12 protein-coding genes and 1 pseudogene are annotated in these 14,550 nt (G+C 69.2%); 8 read left to right on the forward strand and 5 right to left on the reverse strand.

The genetic code is table 11. The annotated features are described in order from the left end of the window. Positions 1 to 96: 96 nt before the first annotated feature. Positions 97 to 321 (reverse strand): hypothetical protein, encoded by a 225-nt coding sequence (locus Q0907_RS11230; RefSeq protein ID WP_299344640.1) that lies wholly within the window; start codon positions 319 to 321, stop codon positions 97 to 99. Between the two features lie 109 nt (positions 322 to 430). Between Q0907_RS11230 and Q0907_RS11235 the strand changes: the two genes are divergently transcribed. The 4 genes from Q0907_RS11235 to Q0907_RS11250 all read left to right on the forward strand — a co-directional run bounded on the left by Q0907_RS11235 (position 431) and on the right by Q0907_RS11250 (position 6,658). Further along, entirely contained in the window at positions 431 to 1,309 is an 879-nt protein-coding gene (locus Q0907_RS11235; protein WP_093489116.1) for a LysR substrate-binding domain-containing protein, read from the forward strand. 30 nt (positions 1,310 to 1,339) lie between these two features. Continuing rightward, positions 1,340 to 3,049, forward strand: a complete 1,710-nt coding sequence (gene aceK / locus Q0907_RS11240; protein WP_299344644.1) for a bifunctional isocitrate dehydrogenase kinase/phosphatase — start codon at positions 1,340 to 1,342, stop codon at positions 3,047 to 3,049. 67 nt (positions 3,050 to 3,116) lie between these two features. Further along, the gene (locus tag Q0907_RS11245) at positions 3,117 to 5,822 is read left to right on the forward strand and encodes a bifunctional acetate--CoA ligase family protein/GNAT family N-acetyltransferase (RefSeq protein ID WP_299344647.1); all 2,706 of its coding nucleotides are present in this window, start codon (positions 3,117 to 3,119) and stop codon (positions 5,820 to 5,822) included. Beyond that, a complete protein-coding gene (locus Q0907_RS11250; RefSeq protein WP_299344649.1) occupies positions 5,819 to 6,658 on the forward strand; it encodes a hypothetical protein in 840 nt (279 codons plus the stop codon). The genes Q0907_RS11245 and Q0907_RS11250 overlap by 4 nt, the downstream gene beginning before the upstream one ends. A 76-nt stretch (positions 6,659 to 6,734) precedes the next feature. On the opposite strand, the gene Q0907_RS11255 is transcribed toward Q0907_RS11250, so the two are convergent. Further along, positions 6,735 to 7,763, reverse strand: coding sequence for an NADP-dependent oxidoreductase (locus Q0907_RS11255; protein ID WP_299344651.1), 1,029 nt, complete (start codon positions 7,761 to 7,763; stop codon positions 6,735 to 6,737). A 144-nt stretch (positions 7,764 to 7,907) separates the two neighbouring features. Between Q0907_RS11255 and Q0907_RS11260 the strand changes: the two genes are divergently transcribed. The 4 genes from Q0907_RS11260 to Q0907_RS11275 all read left to right on the forward strand — a co-directional run bounded on the left by Q0907_RS11260 (position 7,908) and on the right by Q0907_RS11275 (position 11,083). Then, entirely contained in the window at positions 7,908 to 8,771 is an 864-nt protein-coding gene (locus Q0907_RS11260; RefSeq protein WP_299344653.1) for a methyltransferase, read from the forward strand. 19 nt (positions 8,772 to 8,790) lie between these two features. Beyond that, the gene (locus tag Q0907_RS11265) at positions 8,791 to 9,897 is read left to right on the forward strand and encodes a catalase family peroxidase (protein WP_299344656.1); all 1,107 of its coding nucleotides are present in this window, start codon (positions 8,791 to 8,793) and stop codon (positions 9,895 to 9,897) included. Further along, entirely contained in the window at positions 9,894 to 10,481 is a 588-nt protein-coding gene (locus Q0907_RS11270; RefSeq protein ID WP_299344658.1) for a cytochrome b/b6 domain-containing protein, read from the forward strand. Before Q0907_RS11265 ends, Q0907_RS11270 begins: the two co-directional genes overlap by 4 nt. A gap of 65 nt (positions 10,482 to 10,546) precedes the next feature. Further along, a complete protein-coding gene (locus Q0907_RS11275; RefSeq protein WP_299345227.1) occupies positions 10,547 to 11,083 on the forward strand; it encodes a pseudouridine synthase in 537 nt (178 codons plus the stop codon). A 23-nt stretch (positions 11,084 to 11,106) separates the two neighbouring features. Here Q0907_RS11275 and Q0907_RS11280 read toward each other — a convergent pair whose 3' ends face one another. From Q0907_RS11280 to Q0907_RS18990, 3 genes and pseudogenes are all read right to left on the reverse strand, one after another. Beyond that, positions 11,107 to 11,487, reverse strand: coding sequence for a hypothetical protein (locus Q0907_RS11280; protein ID WP_296278731.1), 381 nt, complete (start codon positions 11,485 to 11,487; stop codon positions 11,107 to 11,109). Positions 11,488 to 11,798: 311 nt separating this feature from the next. Beyond that, entirely contained in the window at positions 11,799 to 13,700 is a 1,902-nt protein-coding gene (hrpB, locus tag Q0907_RS11285) for an ATP-dependent helicase HrpB (RefSeq protein ID WP_343229816.1), read from the reverse strand. A gap of 6 nt (positions 13,701 to 13,706) precedes the next feature. Next, positions 13,707 to 14,396: pseudogene (locus Q0907_RS18990) on the reverse strand (DEAD/DEAH box helicase); the annotation flags it as partial. Positions 14,397 to 14,550: the final 154 nt, after the last annotated feature.

Below are 14,550 nucleotides of genomic sequence, written 5' to 3' on the forward strand. Positions count from 1 at the left end.
CACCCGGTCCGCCATAATTCGTGGGAGCGACGTCAGTCGCGATGAACCGCCGCGGTGGCCCATCGCGACTGACGTCGCTCCCACGCTGGCGGGCGCTCAGCGGAACAACGACAACGAGGTCATCGCACGCAGGCGGCGCGCGCTGAGCCGCTGCACCGCTTGGCGATGGCGCACCTGGCCCGCTTCATCATGGACATGGTGCCGGTGGGCGGGTTCGGGCGGCGGGCTGTCGGTGTGGGCGATATGACCCTGCAGGAACAGCATGCCCTGGCTCATTCCACCCAACTGCTGCCACCACTGCTTCCTGGTGTCGGTTTGCATGGGACTGCTCCGTGGCGCCGGTATCCGGCTTGAAGGACTCACAAGGTAGGCGCATGATCGGCCCCGAAAAAGCGAAAGCTCCGCAAGCCAGCCTTGAGGTGGATTCAAGATGAGCCGACTGCCGCTGGACCAGGTGGACGCCTTCGTCACGGCCGCGCGCCTGCGCAACCTCACCCGCGCCGCCGAGGCCATGCACCTCACCGTCAGCGCGTTGAGCCACCGCATGCGGCTGCTGGAGCAGCGGCTGGGCCACAAGCTGCTGGCGCGCGGGCCTCGCGGCGTGGAGATGACGCCGGAAGGCCAACGCCTCTTCGATGCCATCTCCGGGCCGCTGGACACCATCGAGCATGCGCTGCGGCGCGCCACGTTGCGCAACGACCACACGGTGACGCTGAGCCTGATCCCTTCGATGGCCACGGCCTGGCTGGTGCCGCGCCTGCCAGCGTTCCTGGCCCAGCATCCGGAGCTCGGCCTCAATCTGCAATCGAGCACGCACGTGGTGGATTTCGAGCGCGAGCCGGTGGACCTGGCGCTGCGACTCGGCGGTGGACGCTGGCCGAACGTGCACGCGGAGTTCCTCTTCCACGAATGGATCACCCCGGTCGCCAGCCCCGCCTTGCTCAAACAGCACGGCCGGCCGGCACCGGACCAGATGGCGAAGTTGCCTTTGCTGGGCGATCCGGCCAATCGATGGAAAGACTGGTTCGAGCATTTCGGCGGGCAGCCGCCGGCGCGCTATGTCGCGCAGTTCGACGACACCGAGACACTGCACCAGGCGGCGGCGCAAGGCGTGGGCGTGGCACTGGCGCGCTGGACGCTGGCCGAGCCGCTGGTGAAAGCCGGGCGGCTGGTGACGCTGACGAAGAAACGGCTGCAGGCCGACTTCGCCCACTACCTGGTGTATCCGGAACGCAGCCTGGCTCATCCCGGTTTCCGCAAGGTGCGCAGCTGGCTGCTGGAGCAGGCCGGCATCGCAGTGGAGCGATGACTCCAGCGCGTGCCGGCTAACATCGCGCGCATGGTCCCCGCCGATGCCATCGCCCGCCTGATCCACGATGCCTTCGCGGATTACCACGCGCGCTTCGCGGAGATCACGCAGCGTGCGAAGGGGCGGTTCGAGACGATGGACTGGGCGGGCGCCCGCGCCGATGCGGTCGAACGCATCGAACTGTACGACCAGTGCATCGCCGAGTGCGCACTGCGGTTGCAGGCGGTACTGCTGGGACAGGCCCATGACCGGACGCTGTGGATCGCCGCACGTACGGCGTTCGAGAAGTTGGTCAGCGGGCAGATCGACCGCGAGCTCTACAAGACCTTCTACAACACGCTGAGCCGCCGCTTCCTGCGCATCCGCGGCGTGGACCCGGCGCTGGAGTTCGTCGCGCTCGATGTGGAACCCACCGACGCGATCACCCACCCCGTCGCCCGCCACAGTTACGCGGTCTCCGAGCAGCGTCCGACCGACACCTTCGCGCGCGTGCTGGCGGACTACGGCTTCGACGTGCCGTATGCGCACCGCACCCGCTGCGCGGCGGCGATCGCGGTGCGGCTGCAGGACGACCTGGCGCACTGGGGGGCGCAGCCGGTGCGCGGCATCGAACTGCTGGACACGGTGTTCTACCGCGAGCGGCGCGCCTATCTGGTCGGCCGCGTGTTCGGCGAACACCGGTTCTCGCCCTGCGTGATCGCGCTGGTGAACGACGGCGGCCAGCTGAGGGCGGAAGCCGTGCTGACCCATCGCGCCGACGTGGCGCACCTGTTCGGCACCTCGCGTAGTTATTTCCACGCCGACCTGTCGACGGTCGGCGACGCGGTCGTGTTCCTGCGCTCGTTGTTGCCGGGCAAGCCGATCGACGAGATCTACACCGTGCTCGGCCGCGCCAAGCAGGGCAAGACCGAACGCTACCGCACGTTCTTCCACCATTTCGCCGCGCATCCGGACGAACGGCTGGTGCATGCCGAAGGCACGCCCGGCATGGTGATGGCGGTGTTCACTCTGCCCAGCTACCCGCTGGTGTTCAAGGTGATCCGCGACCGGTTCGCCTATCCGAAGGCGATGAGCCGGCAGGACGTGGAAGACAAGTACGACCTGGTCTTCCACCTGGACCGCGTCGGCCGGCTGCTGGACACGCAGGCATTCCGCTTCCTGCGCTTTCCGCGTGCTCGGTTCGTGCCGGCCTTGCTGCAGGAATTGCGCGAGAGCTGCGGCCAGAGCATCAGCGAGGATGGCGATGATCTCGTTGTCCACCTGTGCTACGTGCAACGCCGCCTGCGTCCGCTGAACCTGTACCTGCGCGAGCAGAAGCCCGAGGCCGCGCGCGCCGCCGCGCTCGACTACGGGCAGGCCATCAAGGACATGGCGCGCAACAACATCTTCCCCGGCGACATGCTGCTGAAGAACTTCGGCGTGTCCCGGCACGGACGCGTCGTCTTCTACGACTACGACGAACTTCGCCTGGTCACCGACTGCCAATTCCGCGACTGGCCGCAGGCGGAGAGCTACGAAGAACAGATGGCCGATGCGCCGTGGTTCCATGTGGACGCCGGCGATGTGTTCCCGGAGCGGTTCCCGCAGTTCCTCGGCCTGCCCGAGCCGCAGGCAAAGGCACTGAAGGCCGCGCACGGCGCGCTGTTCCAGCCCGGCTGGTGGCGCGACCTTCAGTCGCACCTCGCGGCGGGCGACTATCCGGATACTCCGCCTTACCCGGACACGCTCAAGCTCGCGTGACGGCGCGCATGCCCCTGCAACAGGCGGCGCGTTACCCTAGCCGCCACGTGGAGACCGCCTTCCCACCATGAGCACCTACCGACTCGACTCGATCTTCCGCCCACGCGCCGTCGCCGTGGTCGGCAGCCAGTCGCGTCCGCGCTCGGTAGGCCGCGCGGTGGTGGAGAACCTGCTCAACGCCGGCTTCGCCGGTCCCATCGGCCTGGTCAACAAGCATCCGTCGCCGATGGACGGCGTGGCGACGGTGCGCCACCTGCGCGATCTGCCATGGACGCCCGACCTGGTCGTGATCGCCACGCCCGCAGCGACAGTGCCGCAGCTGGCCGCCGAGGCTGCGGAGAAAGGCGCCGCCGCGGTTGTGGTGCTCACGGCGGCGATGGGCAGCGGCCCCGGTTCGCCGGCGGCGCAACTGGAAGCGCTGACGCGCGAGAAGGGCTTGCGCGTGCTGGGCCCGAATTGCCTGGGCGTGATCGCGCCACATGCGCGCCTCAATGCCAGCCTGGCGAGTCGTTTCCCGAAGGCCGGCGACCTCGCGCTGATTTCGCAGTCCGGTGCGATTTCCGGCGGCCTGGTGGAATGGAGCATGAGCCAACCAGTCGGCTTCTCCGCTGTCGTGTCGCTGGGCGATGCGCTGGATGTCGACTTCGCCGACCTGCTGGACTACTTCGCCACCGACCACCGCACGCGCGCGATCCTGCTGTACGTCGAAGCGATCCGCGACGCGCGCAAGTTCATGTCCGCCGCGCGTGCGGCCGCGCGCACCAAGCCCGTGGTCGTGGTGAAGTCCGGCCACGGCGGCCGCGCCCAGGTGACGCCTTCCGGCAGCACGCATACGCAGAATCTCGCGCGTCCCAACGCCGTGTACGGTGCAGCGTTCCGTCGTGCCGGCCTGCTGCGCGTGCGCTCGCTGCACGAACTGTTCGCCGCTGCGCGCACGCTGGGCCAGGTCCGCCCGTTCCACGGCCGCCGACTGGCGATCCTGACCAACGGCGGCGGGGTCGGCGCGCTGTCGGTGGACCACCTGTACGAACAGGGCGGCACGCTGGCGACACTGTCGGATGCCACCCGCGATGCACTGGACCGTCTCTTGCCGGTGGGCTGGTCGCGTACCAATCCGGTCGACCTGCTGACCGACATCGACGCGGACCGCTATGCCGCGACCATCGAAGCGCTGCTCGCCGATCCCGACAACGACGCGTTGTTGGCGGTCAACGTGCCGACCGTGCTGTCGTCGTCATCGGAAGCGGCGCATGCCGTCACGCGCGTGCTGTCGCAACGTCCTCCGCACGGCCTGCGCAAGCCGGTGTTCACCGTCTGGCTGGGTAACGATCCCCAGGCCGAAGCCGTCCTCGACGCCGCCCAGATACCGCGCTATCCGAACGAGTCCGATGCGGTCGCCGGCTTCATGCACCTGGTGCGCCACCGCGAGGTGCAGGCCGCGTTGATGGAGACGCCGCCCAGCCTGCCGGAAGACTTCAGTCCCGACGTGGCGATGGCGCGCGCGCTGGTGGACAGCGCGCTGGACGCCGGCCAGACCTGGCTGGATCCGCTGGCCACCACGCAACTGCTCGCCGCCTACGGCATTCCGATGGCGCCGCTGTGGCGCGCGACCGACGCCGAGGATGCCGCGCGCATCGCTGCCCCGCTGCTCGCCGAGGGCAGGACGGTGGCGGTGAAGATCCTCTCGCCCGATATCCCGCACAAGTCGGACGTGGATGGCGTGCGCCTCAACCTGCCGAACGCACACGCGGTGCGCGAAGCCGCCGCCGGCATCCTGCAGCGCGCGCGCGAACGCCGGCCCGAGGCACGTATCGAAGGCGTGCTGGTGCAACCGACGGTGCTGCGCCCGAAGGCGCGCGAACTGATCGCCGGCATCGCCGACGATCCCGTGTTCGGCCCGGTGATCGCGTTCGGCCGTGGCGGCACGGCGGTGGAAGTCATCAACGACCAGGCTGTCGCCCTGCCGCCGCTGGACCTGCGCCTGGCGCACGAACTGATCGCACGCACCCGTGTGTCGCGCGTGCTGAAGGCGTACCGCGACGTGCCGGCGGCCGACGAGCGCGCCGTCGCGCTGGTACTGGTGAAGCTGGCGCAGCTGGCCGCGGACATTCCGGAGATCCAGCAACTCGACATCAACCCGTTGCTCGCCGACCGCGATGGCGTGGTCGCGGTGGACGCGCGCATCGCCGTGGCGCGCGGCCGGGCATTGCACAAGGGCCGCGGCCATCCGCGCTTCGCGATCTTCCCGTATCCGACGGAGTGGGAGCGGACCATCGAACTCGCCGACGGCCAGCCCGCGCTGGTTCGACCGGTGCGGCCGGAAGACGACGCGATGTTCCGCGAGTTCTTCACCCACATCACCGACGAGGACCTGCGCCTGCGCTTCTTCCAGTCGGTACGCCATTTCAGCCACGAGTTCATCGCACGCCTGACCCAGCTCGACTATGCGCGCTCGATCGCGCTGGTCGCGGTACATCCGGGCACCCACGAGATGCTGGGCGCAGTCCGCCTTCATGCGGATGCAAACTACGAGAAAGGCGAGTACGGCATCCTCGTTCGCTCGGACCTCAAGGGCCACGGCATCGGCTGGAAGCTGATGCAGATCATGATCGAGTACGCGCAATGGCAGGGCCTGAAGCTGATCGAAGGCCAAGTGCTGCGCGAGAACCGCACCATGCTCGCGATGTGCGAAAGCCTGGGCTTCACCGTGAAGCTGGACCCGGACGACCCCACGCTGATGAACGTCAGCCTGCCGGTGCCCGCCTCCGCATGAAGCGTCGCACCGTGCTGGTCGCGACGTCACTGGCGCTGGCGACTTCGGTCGCCGGCGTCATCGCGTGGAAGGCCGCACCCCCGAAGCGTGCTTCCGTGCCCAAGGCATCGATCCCGGACGGCGCACGCCTCCTGCAGACCGCGCACTACCACGTGCACAGCACGGCGACGCCTGCGCAGACCCAGGAGATCGCCGCCGCCGCGGAAAGCCTGCATGCCGCCTACCTGTCGCTGTTCGCGGACCATGTGGCGCCGTCGACCACGCCGCTGATCCTGGTGCTCTACCGCGACGCGGACGAGTTCGCGCGCAACAACCGCAGCCGGCCATGGGCCGAAGCCTATTACCTGCGGCCCGCCTGCTATGCGTATTACGGGAGCGGCAGCGCGAACCCGTACCATTGGATGCTGCACGAGGCCGTGCACCAACTGAACACCGAAGTCGCCGGCTGGCGGTTGCCCGCGTGGGCCAACGAAGGCGTCGCGGGCTATCTCGGCGCGAGCTGGCTAGAGAACGGTGTGCTCACCCCGGGTCGCAGCGATCCCGACACCTATCCGACCTGGTGGCTGTCGCGCATGAAGCTCACGGGGAGCCTCGACGCCGACGTCGCGGCCTTGCGTTTCATCCCGTTGCGGGAGCTGGTGGAAGGCCGCGGCCCGGGCATCGACGAGCACGTCAATCTGTACTACCTGCACTACTGGAGTCTCTCGCACTTCCTGTTCCACCACCGGGACGGGACGTACGCCAGCGCTTACAAACAGTTGCTCGCCCTTGGCGCCTCCACGCCCGACTTCGAACGCCTGATCGGACCGATCGAGGAGATCGAGAAGGCGTGGTAAGCGTATCTGCTGGACGCCATCGCGAAGATGCAGGCTTACGAAGCCGAGCACGGCATCGCGCGCTGAGCCGCAGTGCTCAGAGCTTCACCACCACCTTGCCGAAGTTCTCCCCGCGCAGCAGGCCGATCAGCGCGCGCGGTGCGTTCTCCAGGCCCTCCACGATGTCCTCGCGGTAGCGGATCTTTCCTTCGGCGAGCCAGCCGCCCATCTCGCGCAGGAACTGCGGATACAGCGCGATGAAGTCGTACTGGATGAAGCCGCGCACGGTCAGGTGCCGGGAGAGGATCTGGCCCATCAGCCACGGCATGCGGTCGGGCCCGGCCGGCAAGGCCTTGTCGTTGTAGTGCGCCACCAACCCGCAGACCGGGATGCGGGCGAAATCGTTGAGCAGCGGCACCACGGCATCGAACACCGCTCCGCCGACGTTCTCGAAATAGACGTCGATGCCGTCAGGGCACGCGGCGCGCAGCTGGTCGGCGAAATCCGGGGCGCGATGGTCGAGCGCGACGTCGAAGCCGAGTTCGTCGTGCAGGTAGGCACGCTTGCGCTCGCCACCGGCGATGCCGACGGTACGCGCCCCCTGCAGTTTCGCGATCTGGCCGACGGTCGCGCCGACCGGTCCGCTGGCGGCGGCCACCACGACCGTTTCGCCGGCCTGCGGTTTGCCGATTTCATGCAGGCCGACATAGGCGGTGAAGCCCGGCATGCCATAGACGCCCAGCGCGGTGGTCAAAGGCGCCACGCGTGCGTCCAGCGTGCGCTTCAACCCCTTGCCATCGGCCACCGCATGCGTCTGCCAGCCGCCGTGCGCAAGCACGACATCGCCCACCTTCAGATCGGGGTGGCGGGAGGCGACCACCTCGGACACCGTCCCGCCCTCCATGACCTCGCCGATCTCGACCGGCTTGGCGTACGAGCGTCCGGCATTCATGCGTCCGCGCATGTACGGGTCCAGCGACAGGTAGCGGTTGCGCAGCAACACCTGGCCATCGGCGGGAGCAGGCAGCGGCACCTGTTCCATCCGGAAATCGTCGGCCGTCGGCTCGCCCTGCGGTCGGGCGGCCAGCACGATGCGGGTGTTGCGGGTGGGATCCTGGCGGGTCATGGCGGCGTGTCCGGCGGTGCGATGCGTCGCAGTCTAGCGAGGCCGCGTGCGGATGCGATGAAGCGTGGCCGCGGCGCGACGGCCGCCATGCGGGCTGAACATGCTGCGTGCTAGGCTCCGCGCACCTTTCTGGAGGCCTTCCCGATGACGATCCGCATGGTTCCGCTGTCCCTGGCGCTGGTGGCCGCACTGGCCGCATCGCAACCCGCATTCGCCGCTTCGCCGGCCAAGGCCGCGGACGCCGCGCACACGCTGTCGGCATCCGATGCCGCCGCGCTCGACACCGTGCTGAAGGGCGAGTGGCGCGATGCCAAGAACACTGTGCGCGACGTCCATCGCCATCCGAAGGAAACCCTCGCCTTCTTCGGCGTCAAGCCATCGCAGACCGTGGTGGAAATCACCCCCGGCGGCGGCTGGTATTCGGAGGTGCTGGCCCCGTACCTGAAGGCGGAGGGGCGTTATGTCGCTGCGGTCGTCGATCCGGCGGCAGCGGCCGAGAAGAGCCGCAGCTACTACCAGCGCAGCGTCGATGGCCTGCAGAAGAAGTTCGTCGATGCTCCCGCGCAGTTCGACAAGGCGGTGACGGTGAAGTACGACCCCGCCGCTCCGGTCTTCGGCGCGGCCAATTCCGCCGACGTGGTGCTGACGTTCCGCAACGTGCACAACTGGCGCAGCGCGAACCAGGCCGAAGGGATGTTCAGGGGCTTCTTCGCCGTGCTCAAGCCCGGCGGCGTGCTGGGCGTGGTGGAGCATCGCGCGAACCAGGACGTGGCGGCAGACGACGACACCGGCTATGTCAGCGAGGCGCAGGTGATCGCGCTGGCGAAGGCCGCCGGCTTCCAGCTGCAGGCGAAGAGCGAGATCAACGCCAATCCGAAGGACACCAAGGACCACCCGAACGGCGTGTGGACGCTGCCGCCGTCCAACAACCACCCGGAAGCGGACCGCGCGAAGTACCAGGCCATCGGGGAAAGCGACCGCATGACGCTGCGGTTCGTGAAGCCCTGACAGGGGCGCGGGCGTCGCGATGAGCGTTCCTCACGATGATGCGCACGCGGGCCAGGGTCGACGTCCTTGGCGAGCGTTGCTGGCGATCGCCGCCATCGTCCTGGCGGCGGCGCTGGCCTTCGCCTGGGTCGCGGGCCGGATCGGGCCGGAAACTCGCCTGACCGCCCCGCGGCTGGTCGACGACATCGAGAACGGCAAGCCCTATCCGGGCTTCCGGCGCGCGCACAGCAAGGGCATGTGCGTGTCCGGCCATTTCGTCCCGACGCCGCAGGCCGCTGCGCTGTCGCGTGCCCGCGTCTTCGCCCAGCCGAGGACGCCGGTGCAGGGGCGCCTGTCGATCGGTGGCGGCGATCCCTTCGGCGCCGAGGCGCAGGCGCGCGTGCGCAGCTTGGCGCTGTCGTTGCGGACGGACGACGGGCAGGAATGGCGGATGGCGATGAACAGCTTCCCGTTCTTCGCGGTGGCCACGCCGGCTGGTTTCCATGCACAGATGCTGGCATCGCGCCCCGATCCGGCCACCGGCAAGCCCGACCCGGCGAAGATGGCGGCGTTCCTCGCGCAGTATCCGGAAGCCGCCCGCTTCCAGGCCTGGGCGAAATCCGCGCCGTGGTCGAGCAGTTGGGCGAACACGGACTACAACGGCGTGAACGCCTTCCGATTCATCGATGCACAAGGCCGCTCGCGCTTCGTGCGGTGGTCGATGCGACCGCAGGCCGCGTTCGAACCGTTGGCCGACACCGCACGCCGGCAGGCCGAAGCGGATTACCTGCAACGCGAACTGCAGGGACGGCTCGCCCGGGGCCCGCTGCGCTGGGACATGGTGGTCACGGAAGCGGTGGCCGGCGATCCGGTCGATGACCCGTCGCAGCCGTGGCCGGCGTCGCGGCCGCAGCAGGTGGTCGGCACGCTGGTGCTGGACCGCAGCGAGGCCCAGGCCACTGGCGCATGCCGCGACGTGAACTACGACCCCACCGTGGTGCCGGACGGCGTGGCGCTGTCCGGCGACCCCATCCTCGCTGCACGCGCCGCTGCGTACAGCGTGTCGTTCAATCGTCGCGAGCGCGAGACTGCGCGCGGCGACATCGCGACGCCGCCGTCCGCATCGGACGCGGAGGTGGGCCGGTGAACCGTCACGGCCATTTCGATGCGGTCGCGCGCCTGCTGCACTGGGGCATGGCGGTCCTGATCCTGACGATGCTGTTCGTCGGCGTCGGCATGGTCGCGTCGCTCGCCTGGCGGCCGGCACTGGTCGACCTGCATCGCCCGCTGGGCATCGCCGTGCTGGTGCTGGCGTTGGTCCGCCTGCTGTACCGCTGGCGCCACCCGCCACCTCCCCTGCCCGCTTCGCTTTCCCGCGCGCAGGCGCTCGCGGCGAAGGGGTCGCACGTCGCGCTGTATGCGGCCATGCTGGCCATGCCGCTGCTCGGCTGGGCGATGCTGTCGGCCGGCGGCTATCCGGTCCGCATGACCGCCACCTTTTCGCTGCCACCGATCCTTCCGTACGATCCCGCCCTGTACAGCGCCCTGCGACAGGCGCACGGCGTGCTGGGCTATGCGCTGTTCGCGCTGATCCTGCTGCACGCGGCGGCAGCGCTCCACCATGCCTGGGTGCGTCGCGATGGCGTTTTCGAGGCCATGGCGCGCGCAAGACCCCGTGGGCCGGCGACGCCCGATAGCCAGCCGCCCGAGCCGCCGGCGCCGGCCGCCTGAGTGACGGACCCGACACTCCATCCGCGCGGCAATGCGCATCGTGCTCGATGGCCGGACCGCCGCGCGTGCTGATCGCGTTCAACAAACCCTTCAACGTGCTCTGCCAGTTCACCGACCGCAGCGATCCGCCGCGGCGGACACTGGCGGAGTTCGGCCTGCCACCGCGCGTGTATGCCGCCGGTCGGCTCGACTACGACAGCGAGGGTTTGTTGCTGTTGACCGACGACGGTGGGCTGGCGAACCGGCTGACCGATCCGCGCCACAAGCAACCGAAGACGTACTGGGTGCAGGTGGAAGGCTCGCCCACCGAAGATCAGCTGGACGCGTTGCGTCTTGGCGTGGTGTTGAACGATGGACCGACGCGACCTGCGCTGGTCGAGCGGCTGGATGACGCGCCGGCGTTGTGGCCGCGCGATCCGCCCGTGCGCTTCCGCAAGTCGGTACCGGATGCGTGGCTGTCGGTCACCATCACCGAAGGTCGCAACCGCCAGGTCCGGCGGATGACCGCGGCCGTCGGCCTGCCCACGTTGCGACTGGTGCGTACGTCGATGGGCGATACCCGACTGGGTGACCTGATGCCGGGCATGTGGCGCCCGCTGTAACGCGGGCGCTACGCCACCGTGCTTCAGCTCTCGGCGGTGCGCGCCGTGCTGCGCGGCTTGCGCGGCGTTCCGGTCTTGCGTGCAGTGGAGGTCTTGGCCGTGCCATTGACCTTCCGCGCTTCAACGCGGCGCGACTTGCCTTCGATCGCACCCGTGGCCTGGTCCTGCTTGCGCTTGCGGTAAGCGACCAGGGCCAGCAGCCCGACGCCGATACCGGTGGCCACGGCGACGGCAGGATTGCGACGCACGAAGCCCACGGCCAGCCTGCCGCCGGTCTTCGCCACGCCCAGCGCGGCGCCGGTCTGCAGCAGCTTGTCGGCGCTGGGAACCGCATGCTTGAGGCTGGTACCGGCCTGGCTGGCCAGCTCGAGTGCGCGATCGGTGATGGTGGTCAGCTTGCTCATGGAGTCTTCCCTGAAAGGGGTGGGGAGGACGCCAGTGTCCGGCGCTGGATGTTTACGTGGTGTTAGTTCCGCTGCCCCGTGCTGGCCGCCGGCTGAACGTGATGCGCGTAGAGCACGCGAAAGAGAGGCGGATGCGTGAGGCCGTGCGATGAAGCGAGCTTCATGCGGTCGTGCGCATGGCGCACGCTACGTACCGCGCGGCTTCGCCCGATGGGTCGCCTGGGCGCTCCACGGGTCGTCGGGCCGCGCCGAGTGGAACCCACCGCCAACGTAGTGGGTGCGCCGCCGCCGCGGCAGGCGATAACGACGCGCTACGTACCGCGCGGCTTCGCCCGATGGGTCGCTTGGGCGCTCCACGGGTCGTCGGGCCACGGATGCTTCGGGTACCGCCCCTTCATCTCCTTCTTCACCTCGGCATAGGTCGAGTTCCAGAAGTTGCGCAGGTCGGAGGTCACCTGCAGCGGTTTGCCGCCCGGCGACAGCAAATGCAGCAGGACGGGCACGCGGCCATCGGCCACGCGCGGGGTGTCGGCCAGGCCGAACAACTCCTGCAGCTTCACCGCCAGCACCGGCGGTTGGCCGTGCGCATACTCGATGCGGCGCTCCATGCCCGACGGCACGGTGATCCGCGTGGGTGCGAGCGCATCGATGCGCTGGCGCAGCGACCAGTCGAGGCCGGACTTCAGCGCGTTCGCCAGATCGTCCTCGCCCAGCGCATCCAGCCGCGTCTTGCCGGCGAAGGCGGGCTTCAACCAGGTATCGAGCGTCGCCATCAACGCGTCGTCGGACAGGTCGGGCAGGCCTAGGTCGGGCATCCACTCGCGCAGGCAGCGCACGCGTTCGCGCCATTGCTGCAGCGATTCGGGCCACGGCAACGCGTCCAGACCGAGGTCGCGCACCGCATCGGTCAGCGCGGCGGCGGCGAGCACGGGATCCACGCGGCCGGCGGGCCGCGCGTCGAACACGATCTGGTCGAAGCGCGATTCGCGTTGCGCCGACAGCGCGCGCCGCAACGCATCCCAGCGCACGGTGTCCTCGGTGACGAAGCGATCGGCGAAGTCGCGTCGCAGTCGCCGTTCGTCCAGCGGCGCGGCCCGCTGCACAAGCGCGTCGCGCGCTTCATGGCGAAGCTCGCTGACCACGATCCACGGCTCGCCGACCATCGCACTGTCGTCGAACAGCCGTGCGCTGCGTCCGTTCGCCAGCAGGTAGCGCCGCGCGTCCTGGGGATGCTGGAAACCGATGCGGTCCGGAAACGCATGCATCAGCACGTCGCCCAGGCGATGCGCTTCAACGGAGGATGGCGGCGCTGCGTTCTCACGCACGCGGCGGCGCCACTGCTTCGCGGCGGCTTCGATCGCGGCCAGGCCGGAGCGGTTCGCGTCCTGCGGCGCGCGGCCGCTGCGGAACGCCGCCAGGGCGCGCCAGCGCGCGGCCAGCGCATCGCCGCCCATCCGCAGCGGATCGCGCGCTTCGACCAGCGCGGCGAGGTCGCAGGCGAGCGCGCGGTCCTCGCCCTCGCCTGCCGACAGCAGCATCGCCGCGAGCCGCGGATGCGTGCCGAGCGCGAGCATGCGCTTGCCCAGCGGCGTGATGGCATTCGTCGGCGTCAGTGCGCCGAGGCGGCGCAACAGGTCGCGCGCGGCGTTCATCGCGCCGGGCGGCGGGGCATCGACGAAGCGTAGGTCGTCGCTGCCCCATGCGGCCAGCTCCAACGCCAGCGCGCCGAGTTCGACCAGCGCGATCTCCGGCCGCCGTTGCGGATCCAGCCGCTGCGACTGCGGCCACAGGCGATACGCCCACCCTTCGGCCACGCGACCAGCGCGACCGGCGCGCTGGTCGGCGGAGGCCTGCGAGATGGTCGTCACTTCCAGTCGCGAGAAGCCGCTGTTCGGGTCGTATGAAGGCTCCCGCGCTTGTCCGCTGTCGACCACCACGCGCACCCCGGGCAACGTCACCGACGATTCGGCGACGTTGGTCGCCAGCACGACGCGGCGTCGGCCCTGTGGCTCCGGCTGCAACGCTTCGGACTGTTTCTCCACTGGCAATTCGCCATGCAGGGCGAGGACGACGAAGTCCTCTTTCCCTTCTCCCCTCGGGAGAAGGTGCCCGGAGGGCGTATGAGGGGCGAGCGCAGTCCTGTTGCCGGCCCCATCGCGACTTTCGTTACCCCTCTCCCCAAGCCCTCTCCCGGTGGGAGAGGGGCTCAGCATCGCCTCCAGCCGCGCGATCTCGCGCTGGCCCGGCAGGAATACCAGCACATCGCCGGGATGCGATTGCACCGCATGCTCGACGGCGCGACGTACCTGGACCTCCAGCGCCTCGTCGCGGCGCGCGGGGAAGTGCGCGACCTGGACCGGGAAGCCGCGGCCTTCGCTGCTCAGCCGTGGCGCATCGAGGAACCGCGCCAGCTTCTCGCCGTCGAGCGTGGCGGACATCACGACGATGCGCAGGTCCTCGCGCAGCTGCGCCTGCACGTCCAGCGCGAGCGCCAGGCCGAGGTCGCCCGCCAGGTGGCGTTCGTGGAATTCGTCGAACAGGATCGCACCGACGCTCTCCAGCATCGGATCGTCCTGGATCATCCGGGTCAGGATGCCTTCGGTGACCACTTCGATCCGCGTGTCCGGCCCGACCTTGTTCTCGAACCGGATGCGGTAGCCGACCGTGCCGCCGACCGCTTCGCGCCGCTGCTTCGCCATGAAGCCGGCCGCCGCACGTGCGGCCACGCGGCGGGGTTCCAGCATCACGATCTTGCGGCCCTGCAGCCACGGCTCGTCCAGCAGCGCCAGCGGCACCTGCGTGGTCTTGCCCGCACCGGGCGGGGCTTCCAGCACCAGGCGCGGATGGTCGGACAGGCTGCGGACGATGTCCGGCAGCAGTGGGGTGATCGGGAAGGCGGGTGATGGCATGCGGTGGAAAGGATAAGGCTTTCCCGGTCGAACTCTTGCGCCTGGATGTGGGAGCGACGTAAGTCGCGATGAATCACCGCAGAGGCCGCATCGCGACTTACGTCGCTCCCACATCGCACATCCCAGAACCCAGCGCTTACACCGGCTAAAATGC

This window comes from uncultured Pseudoxanthomonas sp., assembly GCF_947498795.1.
In the GTDB taxonomy this organism is placed as follows: Bacteria; Pseudomonadota; Gammaproteobacteria; order Xanthomonadales; family Xanthomonadaceae; genus Pseudoxanthomonas_A.

Excerpts from the sequence above, each read along its gene's own strand:
- Q0907_RS11230 (WP_299344640.1), bottom strand. The coding sequence starts at position 321 with ATGCAAACCGACACCAGGAAGCAGTGGTGGCAGCAGTTGGGTGGAATG.
- Q0907_RS11235 (WP_093489116.1), top strand. The coding sequence starts at position 431 with ATGAGCCGACTGCCGCTGGACCAGGTGGACGCCTTCGTCACGGCCGCG.
- aceK (WP_299344644.1), top strand. The coding sequence starts at position 1,340 with ATGGTCCCCGCCGATGCCATCGCCCGCCTGATCCACGATGCCTTCGCG.
- Q0907_RS11245 (WP_299344647.1), top strand. The coding sequence starts at position 3,117 with ATGAGCACCTACCGACTCGACTCGATCTTCCGCCCACGCGCCGTCGCC.
- Q0907_RS11250 (WP_299344649.1), top strand. The coding sequence starts at position 5,819 with ATGAAGCGTCGCACCGTGCTGGTCGCGACGTCACTGGCGCTGGCGACT.
- Q0907_RS11255 (WP_299344651.1), bottom strand. The coding sequence starts at position 7,763 with ATGACCCGCCAGGATCCCACCCGCAACACCCGCATCGTGCTGGCCGCC.
- Q0907_RS11260 (WP_299344653.1), top strand. The coding sequence starts at position 7,908 with ATGACGATCCGCATGGTTCCGCTGTCCCTGGCGCTGGTGGCCGCACTG.
- Q0907_RS11265 (WP_299344656.1), top strand. The coding sequence starts at position 8,791 with ATGAGCGTTCCTCACGATGATGCGCACGCGGGCCAGGGTCGACGTCCT.
- Q0907_RS11280 (WP_296278731.1), bottom strand. The coding sequence starts at position 11,487 with ATGAGCAAGCTGACCACCATCACCGATCGCGCACTCGAGCTGGCCAGC.
- hrpB (WP_343229816.1), bottom strand. The coding sequence starts at position 13,700 with ATGCTGAGCCCCTCTCCCACCGGGAGAGGGCTTGGGGAGAGGGGTAAC.